At 60.5% G+C, this 15,410-nt stretch carries 16 protein-coding genes and 1 pseudogene; 16 read left to right on the forward strand and 1 reads right to left on the reverse strand.

Annotated features, from left to right (window positions below):
* The first annotated feature begins 90 nt into the window (after positions 1–90).
* The 15 genes from lepA (at position 91) to SSPSH_RS13585 (ending at position 13,644) form a co-directional block, all read left to right on the forward strand.
* A complete protein-coding gene (gene lepA / locus SSPSH_RS13515) occupies positions 91–1,890 on the forward strand; it encodes a translation elongation factor 4 (RefSeq protein ID WP_021031791.1) in 1,800 nt (599 codons plus the stop codon).
* A gap of 6 nt (positions 1,891–1,896) precedes the next feature.
* Positions 1,897–2,679, forward strand: coding sequence for a signal peptidase I (gene lepB / locus SSPSH_RS13520; RefSeq protein ID WP_006915396.1), 783 nt, complete (start codon positions 1,897–1,899; stop codon positions 2,677–2,679).
* A gap of 81 nt (positions 2,680–2,760) precedes the next feature.
* Entirely contained in the window at positions 2,761–3,141 is a 381-nt protein-coding gene (locus tag SSPSH_RS13525) for a DUF4845 domain-containing protein (protein WP_161627838.1), read from the forward strand.
* Positions 3,128–3,829, forward strand: a complete 702-nt coding sequence (rnc, locus tag SSPSH_RS13530; RefSeq protein ID WP_006915394.1) for a ribonuclease III — start codon at positions 3,128–3,130, stop codon at positions 3,827–3,829. The genes SSPSH_RS13525 and rnc overlap by 14 nt, the downstream gene beginning before the upstream one ends.
* Before the next feature lie 19 nt (positions 3,830–3,848).
* Positions 3,849–4,742 carry a GTPase Era gene (gene era / locus SSPSH_RS13535; RefSeq protein ID WP_006915392.1) on the forward strand — a complete coding sequence of 298 codons (894 nt, stop codon included), beginning with the start codon at positions 3,849–3,851 and terminating at the stop codon, positions 4,740–4,742.
* A gap of 253 nt (positions 4,743–4,995) precedes the next feature.
* Positions 4,996–5,763 (forward strand): DNA repair protein RecO, encoded by a 768-nt coding sequence (gene recO / locus SSPSH_RS13540; protein WP_006915390.1) that lies wholly within the window; start codon positions 4,996–4,998, stop codon positions 5,761–5,763.
* Positions 5,760–6,521: a pyridoxine 5'-phosphate synthase gene (locus SSPSH_RS13545; RefSeq protein WP_006915389.1), complete on the forward strand. Its 762-nt coding sequence runs from the start codon at positions 5,760–5,762 to the stop codon at positions 6,519–6,521. The genes recO and SSPSH_RS13545 overlap by 4 nt, the downstream gene beginning before the upstream one ends.
* A gap of 76 nt (positions 6,522–6,597) precedes the next feature.
* Positions 6,598–7,518, forward strand: coding sequence for a cysteine synthase CysM (gene cysM / locus SSPSH_RS13550; protein ID WP_006915388.1), 921 nt, complete (start codon positions 6,598–6,600; stop codon positions 7,516–7,518).
* 58 nt (positions 7,519–7,576) lie between these two features.
* The gene (rlmD, locus tag SSPSH_RS13555) at positions 7,577–8,920 is read left to right on the forward strand and encodes a 23S rRNA (uracil(1939)-C(5))-methyltransferase RlmD (protein ID WP_006915387.1); all 1,344 of its coding nucleotides are present in this window, start codon (positions 7,577–7,579) and stop codon (positions 8,918–8,920) included.
* A 35-nt stretch (positions 8,921–8,955) separates the two neighbouring features.
* Positions 8,956–9,429, forward strand: a complete 474-nt coding sequence (locus SSPSH_RS13560) for a CYTH domain-containing protein (RefSeq protein WP_006915386.1) — start codon at positions 8,956–8,958, stop codon at positions 9,427–9,429.
* Positions 9,417–9,920, forward strand: coding sequence for a L,D-transpeptidase (locus tag SSPSH_RS13565; RefSeq protein WP_021031793.1), 504 nt, complete (start codon positions 9,417–9,419; stop codon positions 9,918–9,920). Before SSPSH_RS13560 ends, SSPSH_RS13565 begins: the two co-directional genes overlap by 13 nt.
* A complete protein-coding gene (gene nagZ / locus SSPSH_RS13570) occupies positions 9,913–10,974 on the forward strand; it encodes a beta-N-acetylhexosaminidase (protein ID WP_202962180.1) in 1,062 nt (353 codons plus the stop codon). The genes SSPSH_RS13565 and nagZ overlap by 8 nt, the downstream gene beginning before the upstream one ends.
* Positions 10,975–10,977: 3 nt before the next feature.
* Complete coding sequence (locus tag SSPSH_RS13575; protein ID WP_006915383.1) at positions 10,978–12,231, forward strand: mechanosensitive ion channel family protein; 1,254 nt, start codon at positions 10,978–10,980, stop codon at positions 12,229–12,231.
* Positions 12,228–12,815 carry a hypoxanthine-guanine phosphoribosyltransferase gene (locus SSPSH_RS13580; protein WP_006915382.1) on the forward strand — a complete coding sequence of 196 codons (588 nt, stop codon included), beginning with the start codon at positions 12,228–12,230 and terminating at the stop codon, positions 12,813–12,815. Before SSPSH_RS13575 ends, SSPSH_RS13580 begins: the two co-directional genes overlap by 4 nt.
* A 64-nt stretch (positions 12,816–12,879) precedes the next feature.
* On the forward strand, positions 12,880–13,644 hold the full coding sequence (locus tag SSPSH_RS13585) for an S-methyl-5'-thioinosine phosphorylase (protein ID WP_006915377.1): 765 nt from the start codon (positions 12,880–12,882) through the stop codon (positions 13,642–13,644).
* A gap of 90 nt (positions 13,645–13,734) precedes the next feature.
* Here SSPSH_RS13585 and SSPSH_RS19930 read toward each other — a convergent pair.
* Positions 13,735–13,857 (reverse strand): annotated as a pseudogene (locus SSPSH_RS19930) (SOS response-associated peptidase family protein); the annotation flags it as partial.
* A gap of 1,200 nt (positions 13,858–15,057) precedes the next feature.
* Between SSPSH_RS19930 and SSPSH_RS19315 the strand changes: the two are divergent.
* A partial coding sequence (locus SSPSH_RS19315) for a hypothetical protein (RefSeq protein WP_040608234.1) occupies positions 15,058–15,410 on the forward strand: 353 nt, incomplete at its 3' end.

Consider the following 15,410-nt stretch of genomic DNA (forward strand, 5'->3'; position numbering starts at 1 on the left):
AGCGCGTATACTCTAGCCTGATCGCATCGCCCCGGTTTTCTGCCGGGGCGATTGTTTTATGTCGCCATCGCGCGCTGCAATGAAGTCCTGATGCAATCACGCATACGCAACTTTTCCATCATCGCCCATATCGACCACGGCAAGTCGACGCTCGCGGATTGTTTCATCAAGACCTGCCATGGCTTGACCGAACGCGAAATGGCCGAGCAGGTGCTCGACTCGATGGACCTCGAGCGCGAGCGTGGCATCACGATCAAAGCCCAGGCCGTGACGCTGGACTACGAAGCCGCGGACGGCGAAACCTATCACCTGAACTTCATCGATACGCCGGGACATGTGGACTTCTCCTACGAAGTCTCGCGCTCGCTGTTTGCCTGTGAAGGCGCCTTGCTGGTGGTCGACGCCTCTCAGGGGGTGGAAGCACAAAGTGTGGCCAATACCTACACGGCGATCGAACAGGATCTCGAAGTTCTGCCGGTACTCAACAAGATCGATCTGCCCGCAGCCGACACGGAACGCGTCGCCAAGCAGATCGAGGACGTCATTGGCATCGACACCACCGAGCGCCTGCTGTGCTCGGCAAAGTCGGGCGAAGGGATCACCGACGTGCTGGAAGCGATAATCCGTCGTATCCCGCCGCCGCAGGGCGATTCCGATGCGCCTTTGCAGGCGTTGATCGTGGATTCCTGGTTTGACAACTACCTGGGCGTGGTATCGCTCGTGCGTATTCGCAACGGCCGGCTGGCCAAGGGCGATCGTATGAAGGTCATGTCCACCGGGCGTGAATACCAGGTCGATGACGTGGGCATCTTCACGCCCAAGAAAAAGTCGCTCAAGGCGCTGGAAGTGGGCGAAGTCGGTTACGTGATCGCCGGTATCAAGGATATCGACGGCGCGCCTGTCGGCGATACGCTCACGCATGCGCATAATCCCTGCGCCGAACGGGTGCCGGGTTTCAAGCAGGTGCAACCGCGGGTCTTCGCCGGCGTGTTCACGGTGGATTCGGACCAGTACGAAGATTTCCGCGATGCGCTTGCCAAGCTGCGTCTGAACGACTCTTCGCTCAACTACGAGCCCGAAAACTCGGCCGCGCTAGGGTTTGGTTTTCGTATCGGCTTCCTCGGCATGCTGCATATGGAGATCGTGCAGGAGCGCCTGGAACGCGAATACGGGCTGAATCTGATCACCACGGCGCCGACCGTGATCTATGAAGTGCTCACGACCACCGGCGAGTTGCGCGCAATCAGCAATCCGCAGTCGTTGCCCAGCGTTGGCGAGATCGACGAGATTCGCGAGCCGATCATTCATGCCAATATTCTCATGCCGCAGGAGTATGTCGGGCCTGTGTTGCAGCTGTGCATGGAAAAGCGTGGCGTGCAGAAAGACATGAATTACATGGGCAATTCGGTCGCCATGAATTTCGATCTGCCGTTATCGGAAGTCGTGCTCGACTTCTTCGACCGGTTGAAGTCGGTCTCGCGCGGTTTTGCCTCGTTCGAATACGATTTCGCCCGCTTCCAGGCGGCGGATCTGGTGCGCCTGGATGTGCTGATCAACGGTGAGGCGGTCGATGCGCTCGCGCATATCGTGCATCGCGACAAGGCCTATGACCGTGGCAAGGCACTGGTCGAAAAACTCAAGAAGATCGTGCCGCGTCAGATGTTCGATGTGGCCATTCAGGCTGCGATCGGCACGCGTATCGTGGCGCGCTCCACGGTCAAGGCCATGCGCAAGAACGTGACCGCCAAGTGCTACGGCGGCGACGTATCGCGCAAGCGCAAGCTGCTGGAAAAGCAGAAAGAAGGCAAAAAGCGCATGAAACAGGTCGGCAGTGTGGAAATCCCGCAGGAAGCTTTTCTTGCCGTGCTTTCGACCGACGATTCGGACTAGCCGACGATGAACAACGTGCATATGGATTTCGAAGCCTGGCTTGCGATCGCCACGATCGCAACGGGCATCATCTGGCTCATCGACCGGATTGCGCTGGCGCCCAAGCGCGGCAAGCACGACGAGCCTAACGGGTTCATCGAGTTCGCACGTTCATTCTTTCCGGTATTGCTCGCGGTATTGTTGCTACGTGCGTTCGTGTTCGAGCCGTTTCGTATTCCGTCGAAGTCGATGGTGCCCACGCTGCTGGTGGGGGACTTCGTGCTCGTCAACAAATTCAGTTACGGCCTGCGTGCGCCTGTATTTCATAACAAGTTTCTGGATCTGGGCGAACCGGAGCGCGGCGATGTGGTGGTGTTTCGCTATCCGCCCGATCCGACCAAGGATTACATCAAGCGCGTGATCGGCATGCCCGGGGACCAGATCACCTACGCGGATGAGCATTTGTTCATCAACGGCGAGCCCGTCGACCTCGAACAGCTGGGCGTCTACGACGGCCCGGACGCCGATGCGCTCTCGACCATGCATCAGTTCATGGAAACGCTGCCGGAAGAAGGCATGCAACACCCCATACTGCAGGTTGACGGCCGGCGCGGACCGGACGTGAGCATGACGGTGCCGCAGAACCGTTATTTCGTCATGGGCGACAATCGTGACAACAGTGCGGATTCGCGCGTCTGGGGTTTCGTGCCGGAAGAAAATCTGGTCGGCAAGGCATTCATGATCTGGATGAGCGTGGATTTCTCGGAATTCGATGTGCGCTTCTCGCGCATCGGTCATATTCTGCATTGATGGGCCGATAATAGATAAAACCCAGTCGAGCGCGATATGTCTTCTGCCATCCAAATAGCCCACCCTGCGAACCCCGCCAGCATGCGAAGCCAGCGAGGCATGACCATGTGGTCGTTGATCTATGTGCTGGCCACGCTCGGTCTGTTGCTACTGGTCGCAATCAAGAGCGTGCCGGTATATCTCACGGCCTACGATATTCGCGAAACCATCGAATGGGCCGCCGAGCAGCCGAAGCTCAAGACGGCACCGGCCGCTGCCATTCAGCAGGCAATCCAGCGCCGTTTCGATTCGGGTTATGTCGATAATATCAACGGCCGCGATGTTGCCGTCAGCCGTGTGGCCGGCGGCGCGCGCGAGATTTCGGTGGCCTACGAAGTGCGTCGGCCGCTGCTGTTCAATATTTCGATGGTTTATTCCTTCGAGGAAAAAGCGCTGTTGACGGGTAATAATGGCGCCGAGTGATCGCAACCGCGAACAGGCGCGCGTTGCGCTAGAGCAACACCTCGGCTACGGCTTCAAAGACCGGGCGCTACTCAATCGCGCGCTTACACACCGTAGCGCCGAGGCCGACCATAACGAGCGGCTCGAGTTTCTGGGCGACGGTGTGCTCAATTTCACCATTGCGGCCGCATTGTTCGAACAGTGCCCCGATGCGCCGGAGGGCGATCTGTCGCGGCTGCGGGCTTCGCTCGTACGGGAAACCACGCTCGCAGCGATAGCCAAGGAAATCGAACTCGGCGCGGCCATCGTGCTCGGTCCGGGCGAAATGCGTAATGGCAGCCGGCGCCGTGCCTCGATTCTCGCCGACGGGGTCGAAGCGCTGCTGGGCGCGATTTATTGCGAAAACGGCTTCGATGCCGCAAAGCGCGTCATCTTGCATCTGTACGCGCAGCGACTGACCGACCTGCCGAGCGCGGCCAGTCTCAAGGACGCCAAGACGCAATTACAAGAATGGCTGCAAGCGCGCTCACGCAGTCGTCCGGAATACGAACTCGTAGAGGTCACCGGCGCCGATCACTGCCAGCATTTCGTATCGCGATGTCGGCTTGCCGATAGCGGCGACAGCGTCGAAGGCGAGGGTGGCGGTCGGCGCAAGGCAGAACAAGACGCGGCACGGCGCATGCTCGAAAAACTCGGCGCCGACTCATGACACCAAAGGACAGTAATCGATGAACGACACTTCGACGACACGCAGCGGCATGGTCGCCCTGGTCGGCCGCCCCAACGTCGGCAAGTCGACGCTGGTCAATGCGCTGGTCGGCGAAAAGGTCAGTATCGTTACGCCCAAGCCGCAGACCACGCGTCATCGCATCATCGGCGTGCTGACTCAGCCCGGTCTTCAGATTGCGCTGGTCGACACGCCCGGCCTGCATACCGGCCAGCGCAGCGCGCTCAACCGGGTGCTCAACGAAACGGCGATGTCGAGTCTGGCCGGTATCGATGTCGTGCTGTTCGTCGTCGAGGCCGGGCAATGGCGCGCTGAAGATGCTGCTGCGCTCGAGCGCCTGGCTTCGATTCGTACACCAGTGGGGCTGGTCATCAACAAGGTGGATCGGGTACCCGATAAAACCGAGCTGCTGCCATTTATCGAGCAGATGAACACGCGCCGCGAATTCGCCTTCATTGCCCCCGTGTCGGCACAGAAAAACAAGAATCTGGATTCGGTCGTCGCCGAGTGTGCGTCGCGTATGCCCGAAGGCCCGTTTCTGTTCCCGGAGGATGAATATACCGATCGCAACCTGCGCTTCATTGCTGCGGAAACAGTGCGCGAAAAGCTCACCATGTACATGCAGCAAGAGCTGCCGTACTCGGCCGCGGTGGAAATCGAGCGCTTCGAGCAGGGCGGCGAACAGATCGAAATCCATGCCTGTATCTGGGTATCACGCGATAATCACAAGGCGATGGTGATCGGCAAGGGCGGGGCCATGCTCAAGAAGATCGGCCGTGCGGCACGCCTGGACCTGGTCGATCGTCTGGAACACCGGGTGGATCTACGCCTGTGGGTGAAAGTGCGCGAAAACTGGATCGATAGCGAAGCCAGCGTGCGTGACCTCGGGCATTGATCGCGCTTTGGCGCAGTCCTGGAAAGCGTTTTCGATGGATTGCCGCGGATGAACGCAGGCACGAAGAGATTGACGCTTGACGTCTTGATCCATGGCCGAATTGAGCGGTCTATGCGGCTGTCGAGCGGTTATCCGATAATCAACGTATCGAGCGCGCGCCGGGCGAATTACTGCGTTTATGTGCGCGAGTCGGACACGTACCCGCTCGCCGAAACCGCGGGCTGCCGTAGTTTAACCGCCGAAGAGCGTTCGAGTGCGCGTTGATCTCACGCCGGTAATCGTTCTGCACCGCCGAGCGTGGCGGGACACCAGCTTTATCGTGGAGGCGTTTTCACGCGAATACGGGCGCATCGGCCTGGTCGCCAAAGGCGCACGCCGGCCCAAATCCCGCTGGCGCGGGCTGCTCGAGCCGCTGGCCGTGCTGCAATTGTCCTGGTCCGGCCGCGGTGAGCTTTATACGCTCACGGATGTTGATACCGTGCGCCGGCATACGCTGGCCGGCAACGCGTTGATGGCCGGCTTCTATGCCAGCGAACTGGTCATGCGCCTAACTGCGCGCGACGATCCCCACGCCGCGATTCACGATAGCTTGGACGCACTGCTGGCCGCACTCGACAATGGCGCGCCTGCCGTGGTCGCGCTGCGTTTTTTCGAACGCGATCTGCTCGACGAGCTGGGGTACGGCGTGCCGCTGGATATCACGAGCGACACCGGCGAGCCGGTGGATGCAGCGCTCGAATATGTCTATGCCCCCGAGCTTGGCTTACGCCTGCGTAGCGTCAGCGTCGGCGAGGACGAGGTGGCGATTCCTGGTAGCGCGCTGCACGGTTTGGTGAACGGGCGCTTTGCCGGGCGGGCCGATGTGCATGCCGCCCGGGTGTTGATGCAAACGGCGATCGCGCCGCATCTGGGTACACAACCCTTGAAATCCGTACAAACGCTCAAAGCAATGCAGGCATTCAAGGCGTCTGCTGCGGCGCCTGCCGAGCCCGATAACTCGTCTTCCGGAGACCGATCATGAACGATTCGACCAATGGCCATGCGCCGCTACGCTTGGGTGTGAACGTCGACCATGTGGCCACGCTACGCCAGGCGCGCGGCACGCACTATCCCGATGTGGCCTACGCCGCGCGCACCGCGATGGCCGCGGGCGCCGACAGTATTACCGTGCATCTGCGCGAGGACCGCCGCCATATCCAGGATGCCGATGTGGAAGCGATCGTGACGGCCGGCGATGTGCCCGTCAATCTGGAAATGGCGCTGACCGAGGAGATGCTCGACATCGCCGATCGCCTCAAACCGCGCGACGCCTGCCTTGTGCCGGAAAAGCGTGAAGAACTCACAACCGAAGGCGGGCTCGACGTTGCCGGCCAGCTCGATGCGGTACGCGATGCGCTCGATCGGCTGCACGGCGCCGGCATTCAGGCCGCGCTGTTCATCGACCCCGAGCATGATCAGATCGAGGCCGCAGGCCGGGCCGGCGCGCGCTTTATCGAACTACATACGGGCGCCTACGCCGATGCCACGCACGATGATGAGCGCAAGCATCAACTCGAGCGTATAACCGAAGCGGCCGCGCAAGCCCACGATCTGGGTATCGAAGTGCACGCCGGTCACGGTCTGACTCGAGATAATGTGGGGGCGATCGCGGCGATCGAACAGATCGTGGAGCTCAATATCGGCCATGCATTGATTGCCGACGCGGTTTTCATGGGTCTGAACGAAGCGGTGAAGGAAATGCGGGCCGCTATGGATGCCGGACGCCGTGCGCTGCGATAACCCGTATCCCACCGCGGTATTTCTTCATTTTCGCCGGCGATTCCCGCGTAATGGCCGGCGCTGCTAGACTTCGCCAATGAACAGCAATAATGACCGTTATCCGACGCTCGATCACTTTGTCGGCCAGAGTGCGCTGACCCGACTACAGCGGCTGCCCGAAAGCTATTCGTCGCAGCCTTCGAACACGTTGCTGGCCAAGCTCGAAGGCGACAATCCGGCCGGCTCGGTCAAGGACCGACCTGCCTACAGCATGATCCGGCGCGCCGCCGAGCGGGGCGATATCAAACCGGGCGATACGCTCATCGAAGCGACTTCCGGCAATACCGGTATCGCGCTGGCGATGGTCGCGGCCATGCAGGGCTATCGCATGGTGCTGATCATGCCCGAGAACATGAGCGAAGAGCGGCGCGCATCGATGCGCGCCTACGGCGCGGAAATCATTTCCGTATCCGAGTCCGAGGGCATGGAAGGCGCACGCGACCTCGCTGCCGAAATGCAGCGCGACGGTAAGGGCCTGGTGCTCGATCAATTCGCCAACCCGGACAATCCACGGGCCCATTACGAAACCACCGGCCCGGAACTCTGGCAGGCGACGAACGGCCAGATCACCCATTTCGTTGCCACCATGGGCACGACCGGCACGATCATGGGCTGTTCGCGTTATCTGAAGGAACAAAATCCGGATATCCAGATCATCGGCGTGCAGCCGGCGGGCGAATCCAAGATTCCGGGCATTCGTCGTTGGCCGGAAGAATATCTGCCCAAGATCTTCGAACCGGAACGTGTCGACCGCGTCATCGATGTCGAGCAGGCCGATGCCGAGACGGCAATGAAGCGCCTCGCACGCGAGGAAGGCATTTTCGCCGGTCCCTCGTCGGGCGGCAGTGTGTTCGCGGCCCTCAACATTGCGCGCGAAGTCGAGAACGCCACCATCGCCATGATCATCTGTGATCGCGGCGATCGCTATCTGTCGACCGGCGTTTACGACAAACCGTGATCGTGCCGTACTATCTGTTGAGCGATACCGTGTTACACAACGACAGGCAATCGGCCCGATGAGTCGTCGCCAGCGCCGGCGCAAGCCGGCTGATCGCGGCATTGTCGATATTGTGGATTTGGCCAGCAACGCCCGCGGCGTGGGCCACGTGGACGGCAAGGCCGTGTTCGTGGCTGACACGTTGCCTGGTGAGCAGGCGCTCTACCGGCCAACGAAACAGAAGAAGAGCTACGAGGAAGCATCGCTCGAGACGCTGTTCTCGGCGTCCGACAAGCGCGTCACACCACGCTGCGCGCATTTCGGCCTGTGTGGGGGCTGCGCATTGCAGCATGCCGGCGAGAATGCGCAGCTCGAATTCAAGCAGGGCCAGCTGCTGGCCGCGCTCGAACGTGTCGGCAAGGTCGAGCCGGATACCGTACTCGCGCCGTTGGTCGATACGCGCTGGGGCTATCGGCGCCGCGCACGTCTGGGCGTGAAATATGTCGAAAAGAAGGGCGGCACGCTGGTCGGCTTTCGCGAGCGCGGCGCACCCTTCATCGCGTTGCTCGACCGTTGTGAGGTGCTGGTGGCCCCCGTGGGCAACCGCCTGACCGATCTTGCAGAACTCATTGACGGGCTGTCGATACGCGAGCGCTTGCCGCAGATCGAGGTGGCCGCCGCCGATAATGTCATCGCGCTGGTTTTTCGTGTACTCGACGACCCGACCGAGGCAGATCGCGAACGCCTGCGCGAATTCGGCGCGCGTTTCGAGTTTTCTATCTATCTGCAACCGGGCAACGAAGACACGATTGCACCGCTGGATGCCGAGGCGCCGGCGCTCTACTACGAATTGCCCGACTGGGACGCGCGGCTCTATTTCAAGCCGAACGATTTCGTGCAGATTCATGCCGGCATCAATGCGCGCATGATCGCGCAAGCACTGGATCTGCTCGAGGTTGACGACTCGCATCAGGTGCTTGAGCTGTTCTCCGGCCTCGGCAATTTCTCGATTCCGCTCGCCCGCCAAGCGGCGCGTGTAATCACGGTGGAGGGCGAAGAGGGCCTGGTCGAGCGGGCGCAGGAGAATGCGCGGTTCAACGGTCTGGACAATATAGAGGCGCATGTCGCCAATCTGTTTGAGCCACCGGAAGAGGCGGCCTGGCGTCGTGAGAAAGTCGATCGTGTGCTCATCGATCCCCCGCGCTCGGGCGCGGCCGAAATGCTCGAATCGATCGCGGCTACCGGTGCCGAGCGCATTGTCTACTGTTCCTGTCACCCGGCGACCTTGGCGCGCGACGCCGGCGAGCTTGTGCATCGGTATGGCTACCGATTGACGCACGCGGGTGTGATGGACATGTTCCCGCATACCGCCCATGTCGAATCGATGGCGGTATTCGTCAAGCAGGGCGGTGAGGGCGCGTAGCCGGCCGCGTTGCGCTTATCTCTACAGGGACGCCAATGGCCACGGAAATCGAGCACAAGTTTCTTGTTCGCAATGAGAACTGGCGCGAACATGCGCATGCGAGTCAGGATTTCGAACAGGGCTATCTTTGCGGCGAGGGGCCTGCTTCGGTACGGGTTCGGATCGAATGTGAGCACGCGAATATCAACGTGAAAGCCGCCGCCGTCGGTACGGTACGCGCAGAATACGAGTATGCAATTCCTCTCGAGGATGCGCGCGAAATGCTCGCGACGCTATGTGTTGCGCCACCGGTGGTCAAAACCCGCTATTGGGTGAAGTACGGCGCTCATACGTGGGAGATCGACGTATTCGGCGGTGCCAACGCGCCGCTCGTGGTTGCAGAGGTCGAACTGGGGGCGGTGGACGAATCGTTCGAGCGGCCCGACTGGGTAGGGGAAGAAGTTTCGGACGATGCGCGTTATTACAATCACGCGCTCGCTTTCGAGCCGTATTCGCAATGGGGGGCGTAATGGGTACCGAAGTGCATATCGAGATCGATCTGCGTGCGCAGACGCTCACCTTGCTCGACCAGCAGGATCACGAGATCAAGCAGTACGACGTGTCGACTGCGACCAAGGGCGGCGGTGAATTCGAAGGCAGCAACCAGACGCCGCGGGGCAAGCATCGCATTCGTGCCAAGATCGGCGCCGATTCGCCGCCGGGTACAGTGTTCAAGGAGCGTCGACCGACAGGCGAAGTCTATTCCGTGGAGCTGGCCGAGTCAGCGCCGCGCGAGGACTGGATTCTGTCGCGTATTCTTTGGCTGTGTGGCGAGGAGATCGGTCGCAACCGGCTCGGGGCCATGGATAGTATGCGCCGCAATATCTATATTCACGGCGCAGCCGACACGGCTGTCATGGGCAAGCCCGGTTCGACGGGTTGCATCCGGATGTCCAACAGCGATGTCATCGATCTGTTCGACCGTATCGACGTCGGCACAAAGGTTCTGATTCATGAGTGAAACGGTTCAACGGCCGGGACCGTTGATGGTCGATGTCGAAGGCACGCGTCTGAGCAGGGAAGACGAAGCTGTGCTCGCCCATCCGGCGGTCGGCAGCGCCATTATTTTCACCCGCAATTATCAAGATCCGTCCCAGCTGGCTGAGTTAACCGCGGCCATGCGCGAGGCGCGTCCGAATCTGCTTATTGTGGCTGACCAGGAAGGTGGGCGTGTCCAGCGCTTTCGCGAACACTTCACGCGGGTCGTGCCCATGCGCGCGATCGGCGCGCTGGCCGCGCGCGACTCGGCAGCCGGTTTGTCTGCGGCGCGCGAAATCGGCTGGCTTCTAGCCAGCGAACTTGCCCAGGTGGGCGTGGACATGCCGCTCGCACCGGTGGTGGATCTCGACTATGGCGCGTCGACCGTTATCGGCGATCGTGCCTTTTCCGGCGATGCCGCGACTGTGGGCGCGCTTGCGCAGGCCCTGGGTGAGGGGCTGCGTGATGCCGGCAGCGCCAGTACCGCCAAGCATTTCCCAGGCCACGGTTATGTCGCGGCGGATTCGCATGCCGAGTTGCCGGTCGATGAACGTGATCGAAGCGGTCTTGCCGAAGACATGGCGCCCTACGGCGCGCTCATGAAGCACGGGCTGGATTCGCTGATGATGGCGCATGTGCGTTATCCGGCTATCGACGATTTGCCGGCAAGTCTGTCTCCACGCTGGATCGGCGATATCCTGCGTGGCGAATACGGCTACGACGGCTGCGTGTTCTGTGACGATCTGAGCATGGGCGGGGCCGCGGTGATCGGTGGTTTCAGCGAACGCGCCCGTCTGGCACAGGCGGCAGGCTGCGATTATCTGCCGGTCTGCAACGATCGGGCCGCCACGCTCGAACTGCTCGACGCCGTGCGTATCGACGACGAAGCCTCGGCTATGCGACGGCTTGCCCTGCATGCGCGCTGTGCCGGATCAAGGGCGGGCACGGAAAGCCAAGCGCTCGAAGACAATCCGCGTTGGCAGACAGCCGTCGAACTCAACGCAAAACTGACCGAAGACCTGAAAAACGGACGTTGATCGATGCCGGAGTGGGGATGGCTAAAGCCGCTGATTGGTGAATATCAGGGCCTGCAAGAACAATTTGGCGTGGTGGTGGACGTGTTCGCTATCGTGCTCGCGACGGCTCTCGCAAATTTTCTCGTGAGCGTTGTGTTGAGTGCCCTGAGTGGATGGGTACGAAAGAGCCCCAACGTCTGGGACGACGCGCTCTACTACAGCATCAACGGCCCGCTGCAAGGCGTGGTCTGGGTGGTCGGGCTATCCACGGCGCTACGCGTATCGCGCCCGGAAAATGGCCCGCAGTGGCTGGAGTACATTCCGGAGTTTCGAGGCCTGGTTCTCGTAGCGCTGTTCACCTGGTTTGTGTTCAAGATGATCAAATCGGTGGGCGCCAACGCGCTTGCGAGCGCTGCCGGGCGCGACAACGCGATCGATGCCACCACCGCCGACGCGATTGGCAAACTGCTGCGTATTGCGGCACTGATCACCGCCGGGCTGATGACGATGCAGGTGTTCGGGGTGTCGCCCTCTGCCTTGCTGGCCTTTTCCGGTATTGGCGGCATTGCACTGGGCTTTGCCGCCCGCGATGTGCTGGCCAATATATTCGGCGGTCTGACGGTGTATCTGAACCGACCGTTTTCAGTCGGCGACTGGATTCGCTCGCCCGATCGCGATATCGAAGGCGTGGTGGAGTCCATCGGCTGGCGCGCGACCACGTTGCGGCGTTTTGATATGCGCCCGTTGTATGTACCCAACGCCGTGTTTTCGAACGTCGCGCTCGAGAACCCTTCGCGCATGAGCCATCGGCGGATCATGGAAACCGTGGCCGTGCGCTACGACGACGCGGCGGCGATACCCGATATCGTGGCGGCCGTACGCAAGATGCTCGACGAAGACGAGGCCATCGACAGCGATCAGGTCATCCTGACCTATCTCGACAGCCTCGGCGCAAGCGCGCTCAACCTGCTGGTGTATTGCTATACCTACACCACGGATTGGGCCGAATTCCTGGCCATCAAGCAAAGCGTATTGCAGCGTGTGCAGGATGTCGTACGTGATCATGGTGCGGCGATTGCCTATCCGACGACCACCATGCACGTGCCCGAGGCCGTACACTTCGCACGCGCCGAGCGGGATGAAGATGACGATCGGGAAGAAGAGATCGACACCGAAAAGGTACAATCCGAGCGCGATCGAGCGATCACGCGTGAAAAGACACGTGGCTATACCTCCACCCAGGGCCCGGATAGCCCGACCGAAGAAGGCGAAGCATGAGCGGTTTTGATTCCGAACGTTACGACGAGGCCCGCGCGGTACGCGCAAATGCCGACTGTTTGATCGACGCAGCCGAGCTGGATGCCTGCTACGACCGTATGGCCGAGCAGATCACCGCACAGCTGGCCGACAAGGCGCCGATCATGATGTGCGTGATGTTCGGCGGCATGCATCCGACCGCCGAAATCACCAAGCGGCTGGATTTCGCCTTCGAGCTGGATTATCTGCACGCCACGCGCTATCGCGGCGAAACCAGCGGCGGCGAACTGGTCTGGAAGGTCAGTCCCGGGCTGCGCCTGGACGGCCGCCATGTCTGCATCATCGACGACATCCTCGACGAAGGGCATACGCTGGAAGCCATCATCAACGCCATCGAAGCCCAGGGCGCGGCCTCGGTGACCACGGCCATGCTGCTGCGCAAGAATCACGATCGCTGCACGCCCGGCGTGCACGCCGATATCGTGGGTGCCGAGATCGAGGATCGCTACGTCTTCGGCGCCGGCATGGACTACAAGGGCTATTTCCGCCAGCTGCCCGCGGTCTATGCAGTCGACGGCGATCAGCACCCCAAGCACGGCGGCTAGACACGCCTATTGCCTCGGCGATACGGCGCGCCGTGTCCGCCTGTTCGAATTGCATGAGTCGCACATGAGCGAAACCGACATCGCGCCCATCGGTATCATCGGCGGCACCGCGCTGGCCGATCTTGCAGAGCTGGAAGCCGCCGAAACACGGTCCGACATCGACACGTCCTGGGGCGCGCCCTCCGGGCCGTTGGTGCGGGGCCATCTCGCCGGCCGCGCGGTGTGCTTTGTCATGCGGCATGGCCCCGGCCATAAGCTCGCCCCGCATCGCATCAACTATCGCGCCAATATCCAGGCGCTCGCCGATGCCGGCTGCAAGCAGGTGATCGCGATTGCCGCGGTGGGCGGCATTACCGATGCCATGCGGGCCGGGCGGATCGTCATCCCCGATCAGATCATCGACTACAGCTGGGGCAGGGCGCACAGCTTCTACGACGACGAACGCGGCGGGCTACTCGACCATATCGACTTCACCGATCCCTACGACGCCGCCCTCTCGAAAGCGCTCGTCGACGCCGCGCAGGGTCTGAAACTCGATCCGGCCGCTGGCGGTGTACACGGTGTCACTCAGGGGCCGCGTCTGGAAACCGCTGCCGAGATCGACCGCATGGCGCGCGACGGCTGCGATATTGTCGGCATGACCGGTATGCCCGAAGCTGCGCTCGCCCGCGAAGCAGGCCTCGATTACGCTTGCTGTGCGGTCGTGGTCAACAAGGCGGCCGGGCGCAGCGGCGGGGCGGCGATCCACGCCGAAATCGAAGCCACGCTCGCGCAGGGTATGGCTGATATCGAGCGGCTGCTGGTCGCGGTGTTGCCCGAGCTCGCGTAGCAAGCTGGTTACGACCGCGATAGCAAATTGCGCCTGTGAATAGGGCCGCTATCGACCCAAAGCGGCCATTGAGCAAGTGTTTTCCGTACCCTAAAGCGAGAAGCTGCAAACCATCCACCAATCAGCCGCGACAACGCAGCGGCGCTGATGAAAGGCTTTGCGCCAATACGGCTTGGCGTGCGCGGTTTCCGCACGAACATTGATCTTTCGCGAATGATGCTTCGTCGGCCCAGCTCGGGATAAAACCCCAGAAGACGTTAGCCACCTCTATGGTGCCTCGGTCATCTAGTGTGGAAATCCACACCGGCGAAACTCGCCCGGCGGTTGATTGTATCGCTTTACGACTCGTCTAGCGGTTCCGGCGGGTTGCTGTCCGAGAGCAACCTCAACCGAGCCGTTATTTCGTATCTAGGCGCTATTCGACCGTATCTTCCGCACATGGGCTCTAATTTCTCACGCCTAGTTAATAGACTTCGCCGTCAGCCAGTTACGTTGAGGCTAATTTCAATAGCGTCGCAAACTATTGTATTTAAATACAGTATTGGCAGACAACGATTCTGAGAGTAGCCCGCGGCGGCTACCCACTATATCTTGTGCCCCGAATCCATATAATTGGCGCTTGACCACAGTATCTAGTGGGGTAGAGTTCGACCGTGGACATGACGTTCGCATTTGAACGACGTCTGCTCGCTCTTTTAAAACCGACATTAGCTGTCAAAACCCGTAGCCGCACCATTAGCGCGGAGAGACGCGCTTGTATCGAATTTGAGGCGCGGGGCTTCAGATGAGCGGTCTTGGCTCACCCAAGCAACTCTTTCTATGGAGGCAGCTTATGTCTATCTGGAAAGGCCGTGAGCGCCTAAACGGCGAGCGACGCAATATTGGTCGCGAGCTGGCAAAAAAGCGCGAGCGGTCTATGAAAGCTAGTGAAGGAGGCGTAGCGGCAACTACGCCCCCAAACAGAAGCTAGCTAATTACCCCTGATAGCGAGTAGGCGTCGTTCTTTTTTCACCAACCCGTCGGTACCTGCAATGGAGAATCGCTTGGTACCGAGAGCTAATTAAACACCATTACGGAGTTCCGTTGCAATTCTTACGGCTGTCCGTGAACTCAAAGCCCTTTATCAGTTTGGGCCGTGACGTGTTTTCTTGGCCGCGTAACAGCGCATAGCGCTGGGAGCATTCGATGACGCAATACTTTAGTAGTAATTCACACGATCTGCGGATCGTATCGGCCGAACAACTATATGCGCGTGCCGCGCTCGTACAAGACCTAAACAGTAAGGAGATCAAATCGGCCACTGCCGTAGCTTGGTATAGGCTCCCGGACAAAATACCCTGCGGCCTCAGTGACTGCCATCAATGGCATGGGCGAGGCTACGTCGCCCGATTGCCCGACGGTCGCGAAGTCCATATGGGAAAGGACTGTGGCACGAGTCTTCTCGGCGAAGAATGGAGACACGCGACGAACGCGCTCGACTATCAGGACCGAATTCGCCAGCTTCGTATAACCCTAGACAACGCGCTCGTGGCTAAAGTCGAGATTGAGCGCGAACTAGACGCGCTAACGGAGGCGCCAAACGGCGCGCGCTGGGTCGCCCGTAGGAAGCGAGAGTTCGAAAGCACGCTCCCCGAGCAAGTCATCGACCGCATAAAAGCGCAAGCGCGCCGACACGAGACTGCAGTAACTATTGAAGTCCACCTATCCGCAGACGAGATAGCGAAAAGGAGTGCAGGCGGGCAGAGAGTTACTGTCAAATCTGGTGT

Origin of the sequence: Salinisphaera shabanensis E1L3A (genome assembly GCF_000215955.2) — a bacterium.
GTDB classification, from domain to species: Bacteria; Pseudomonadota; Gammaproteobacteria; order Nevskiales; family Salinisphaeraceae; genus Salinisphaera; species Salinisphaera shabanensis.

What these genes read in the sequence shown, in the direction of transcription:
- lepA (WP_021031791.1), top strand. Translation starts at nt 91, where the DNA reads ATGCAATCACGCATACGCAACTTTTCCATCATCGCCCATATCGACCAC.
- lepB (WP_006915396.1), top strand. Translation starts at nt 1,897, where the DNA reads ATGAACAACGTGCATATGGATTTCGAAGCCTGGCTTGCGATCGCCACG.
- SSPSH_RS13525 (WP_161627838.1), top strand. Translation starts at nt 2,761, where the DNA reads ATGCGAAGCCAGCGAGGCATGACCATGTGGTCGTTGATCTATGTGCTG.
- rnc (WP_006915394.1), top strand. Translation starts at nt 3,128, where the DNA reads ATGGCGCCGAGTGATCGCAACCGCGAACAGGCGCGCGTTGCGCTAGAG.
- era (WP_006915392.1), top strand. Translation starts at nt 3,849, where the DNA reads ATGAACGACACTTCGACGACACGCAGCGGCATGGTCGCCCTGGTCGGC.
- SSPSH_RS13545 (WP_006915389.1), top strand. Translation starts at nt 5,760, where the DNA reads ATGAACGATTCGACCAATGGCCATGCGCCGCTACGCTTGGGTGTGAAC.
- cysM (WP_006915388.1), top strand. Translation starts at nt 6,598, where the DNA reads ATGAACAGCAATAATGACCGTTATCCGACGCTCGATCACTTTGTCGGC.
- rlmD (WP_006915387.1), top strand. Translation starts at nt 7,577, where the DNA reads ATGAGTCGTCGCCAGCGCCGGCGCAAGCCGGCTGATCGCGGCATTGTC.
- SSPSH_RS13560 (WP_006915386.1), top strand. Translation starts at nt 8,956, where the DNA reads ATGGCCACGGAAATCGAGCACAAGTTTCTTGTTCGCAATGAGAACTGG.
- SSPSH_RS13565 (WP_021031793.1), top strand. Translation starts at nt 9,417, where the DNA reads ATGGGGGGCGTAATGGGTACCGAAGTGCATATCGAGATCGATCTGCGT.
- nagZ (WP_202962180.1), top strand. Translation starts at nt 9,913, where the DNA reads ATGAGTGAAACGGTTCAACGGCCGGGACCGTTGATGGTCGATGTCGAA.
- SSPSH_RS13575 (WP_006915383.1), top strand. Translation starts at nt 10,978, where the DNA reads ATGCCGGAGTGGGGATGGCTAAAGCCGCTGATTGGTGAATATCAGGGC.
- SSPSH_RS13580 (WP_006915382.1), top strand. Translation starts at nt 12,228, where the DNA reads ATGAGCGGTTTTGATTCCGAACGTTACGACGAGGCCCGCGCGGTACGC.
- SSPSH_RS13585 (WP_006915377.1), top strand. Translation starts at nt 12,880, where the DNA reads ATGAGCGAAACCGACATCGCGCCCATCGGTATCATCGGCGGCACCGCG.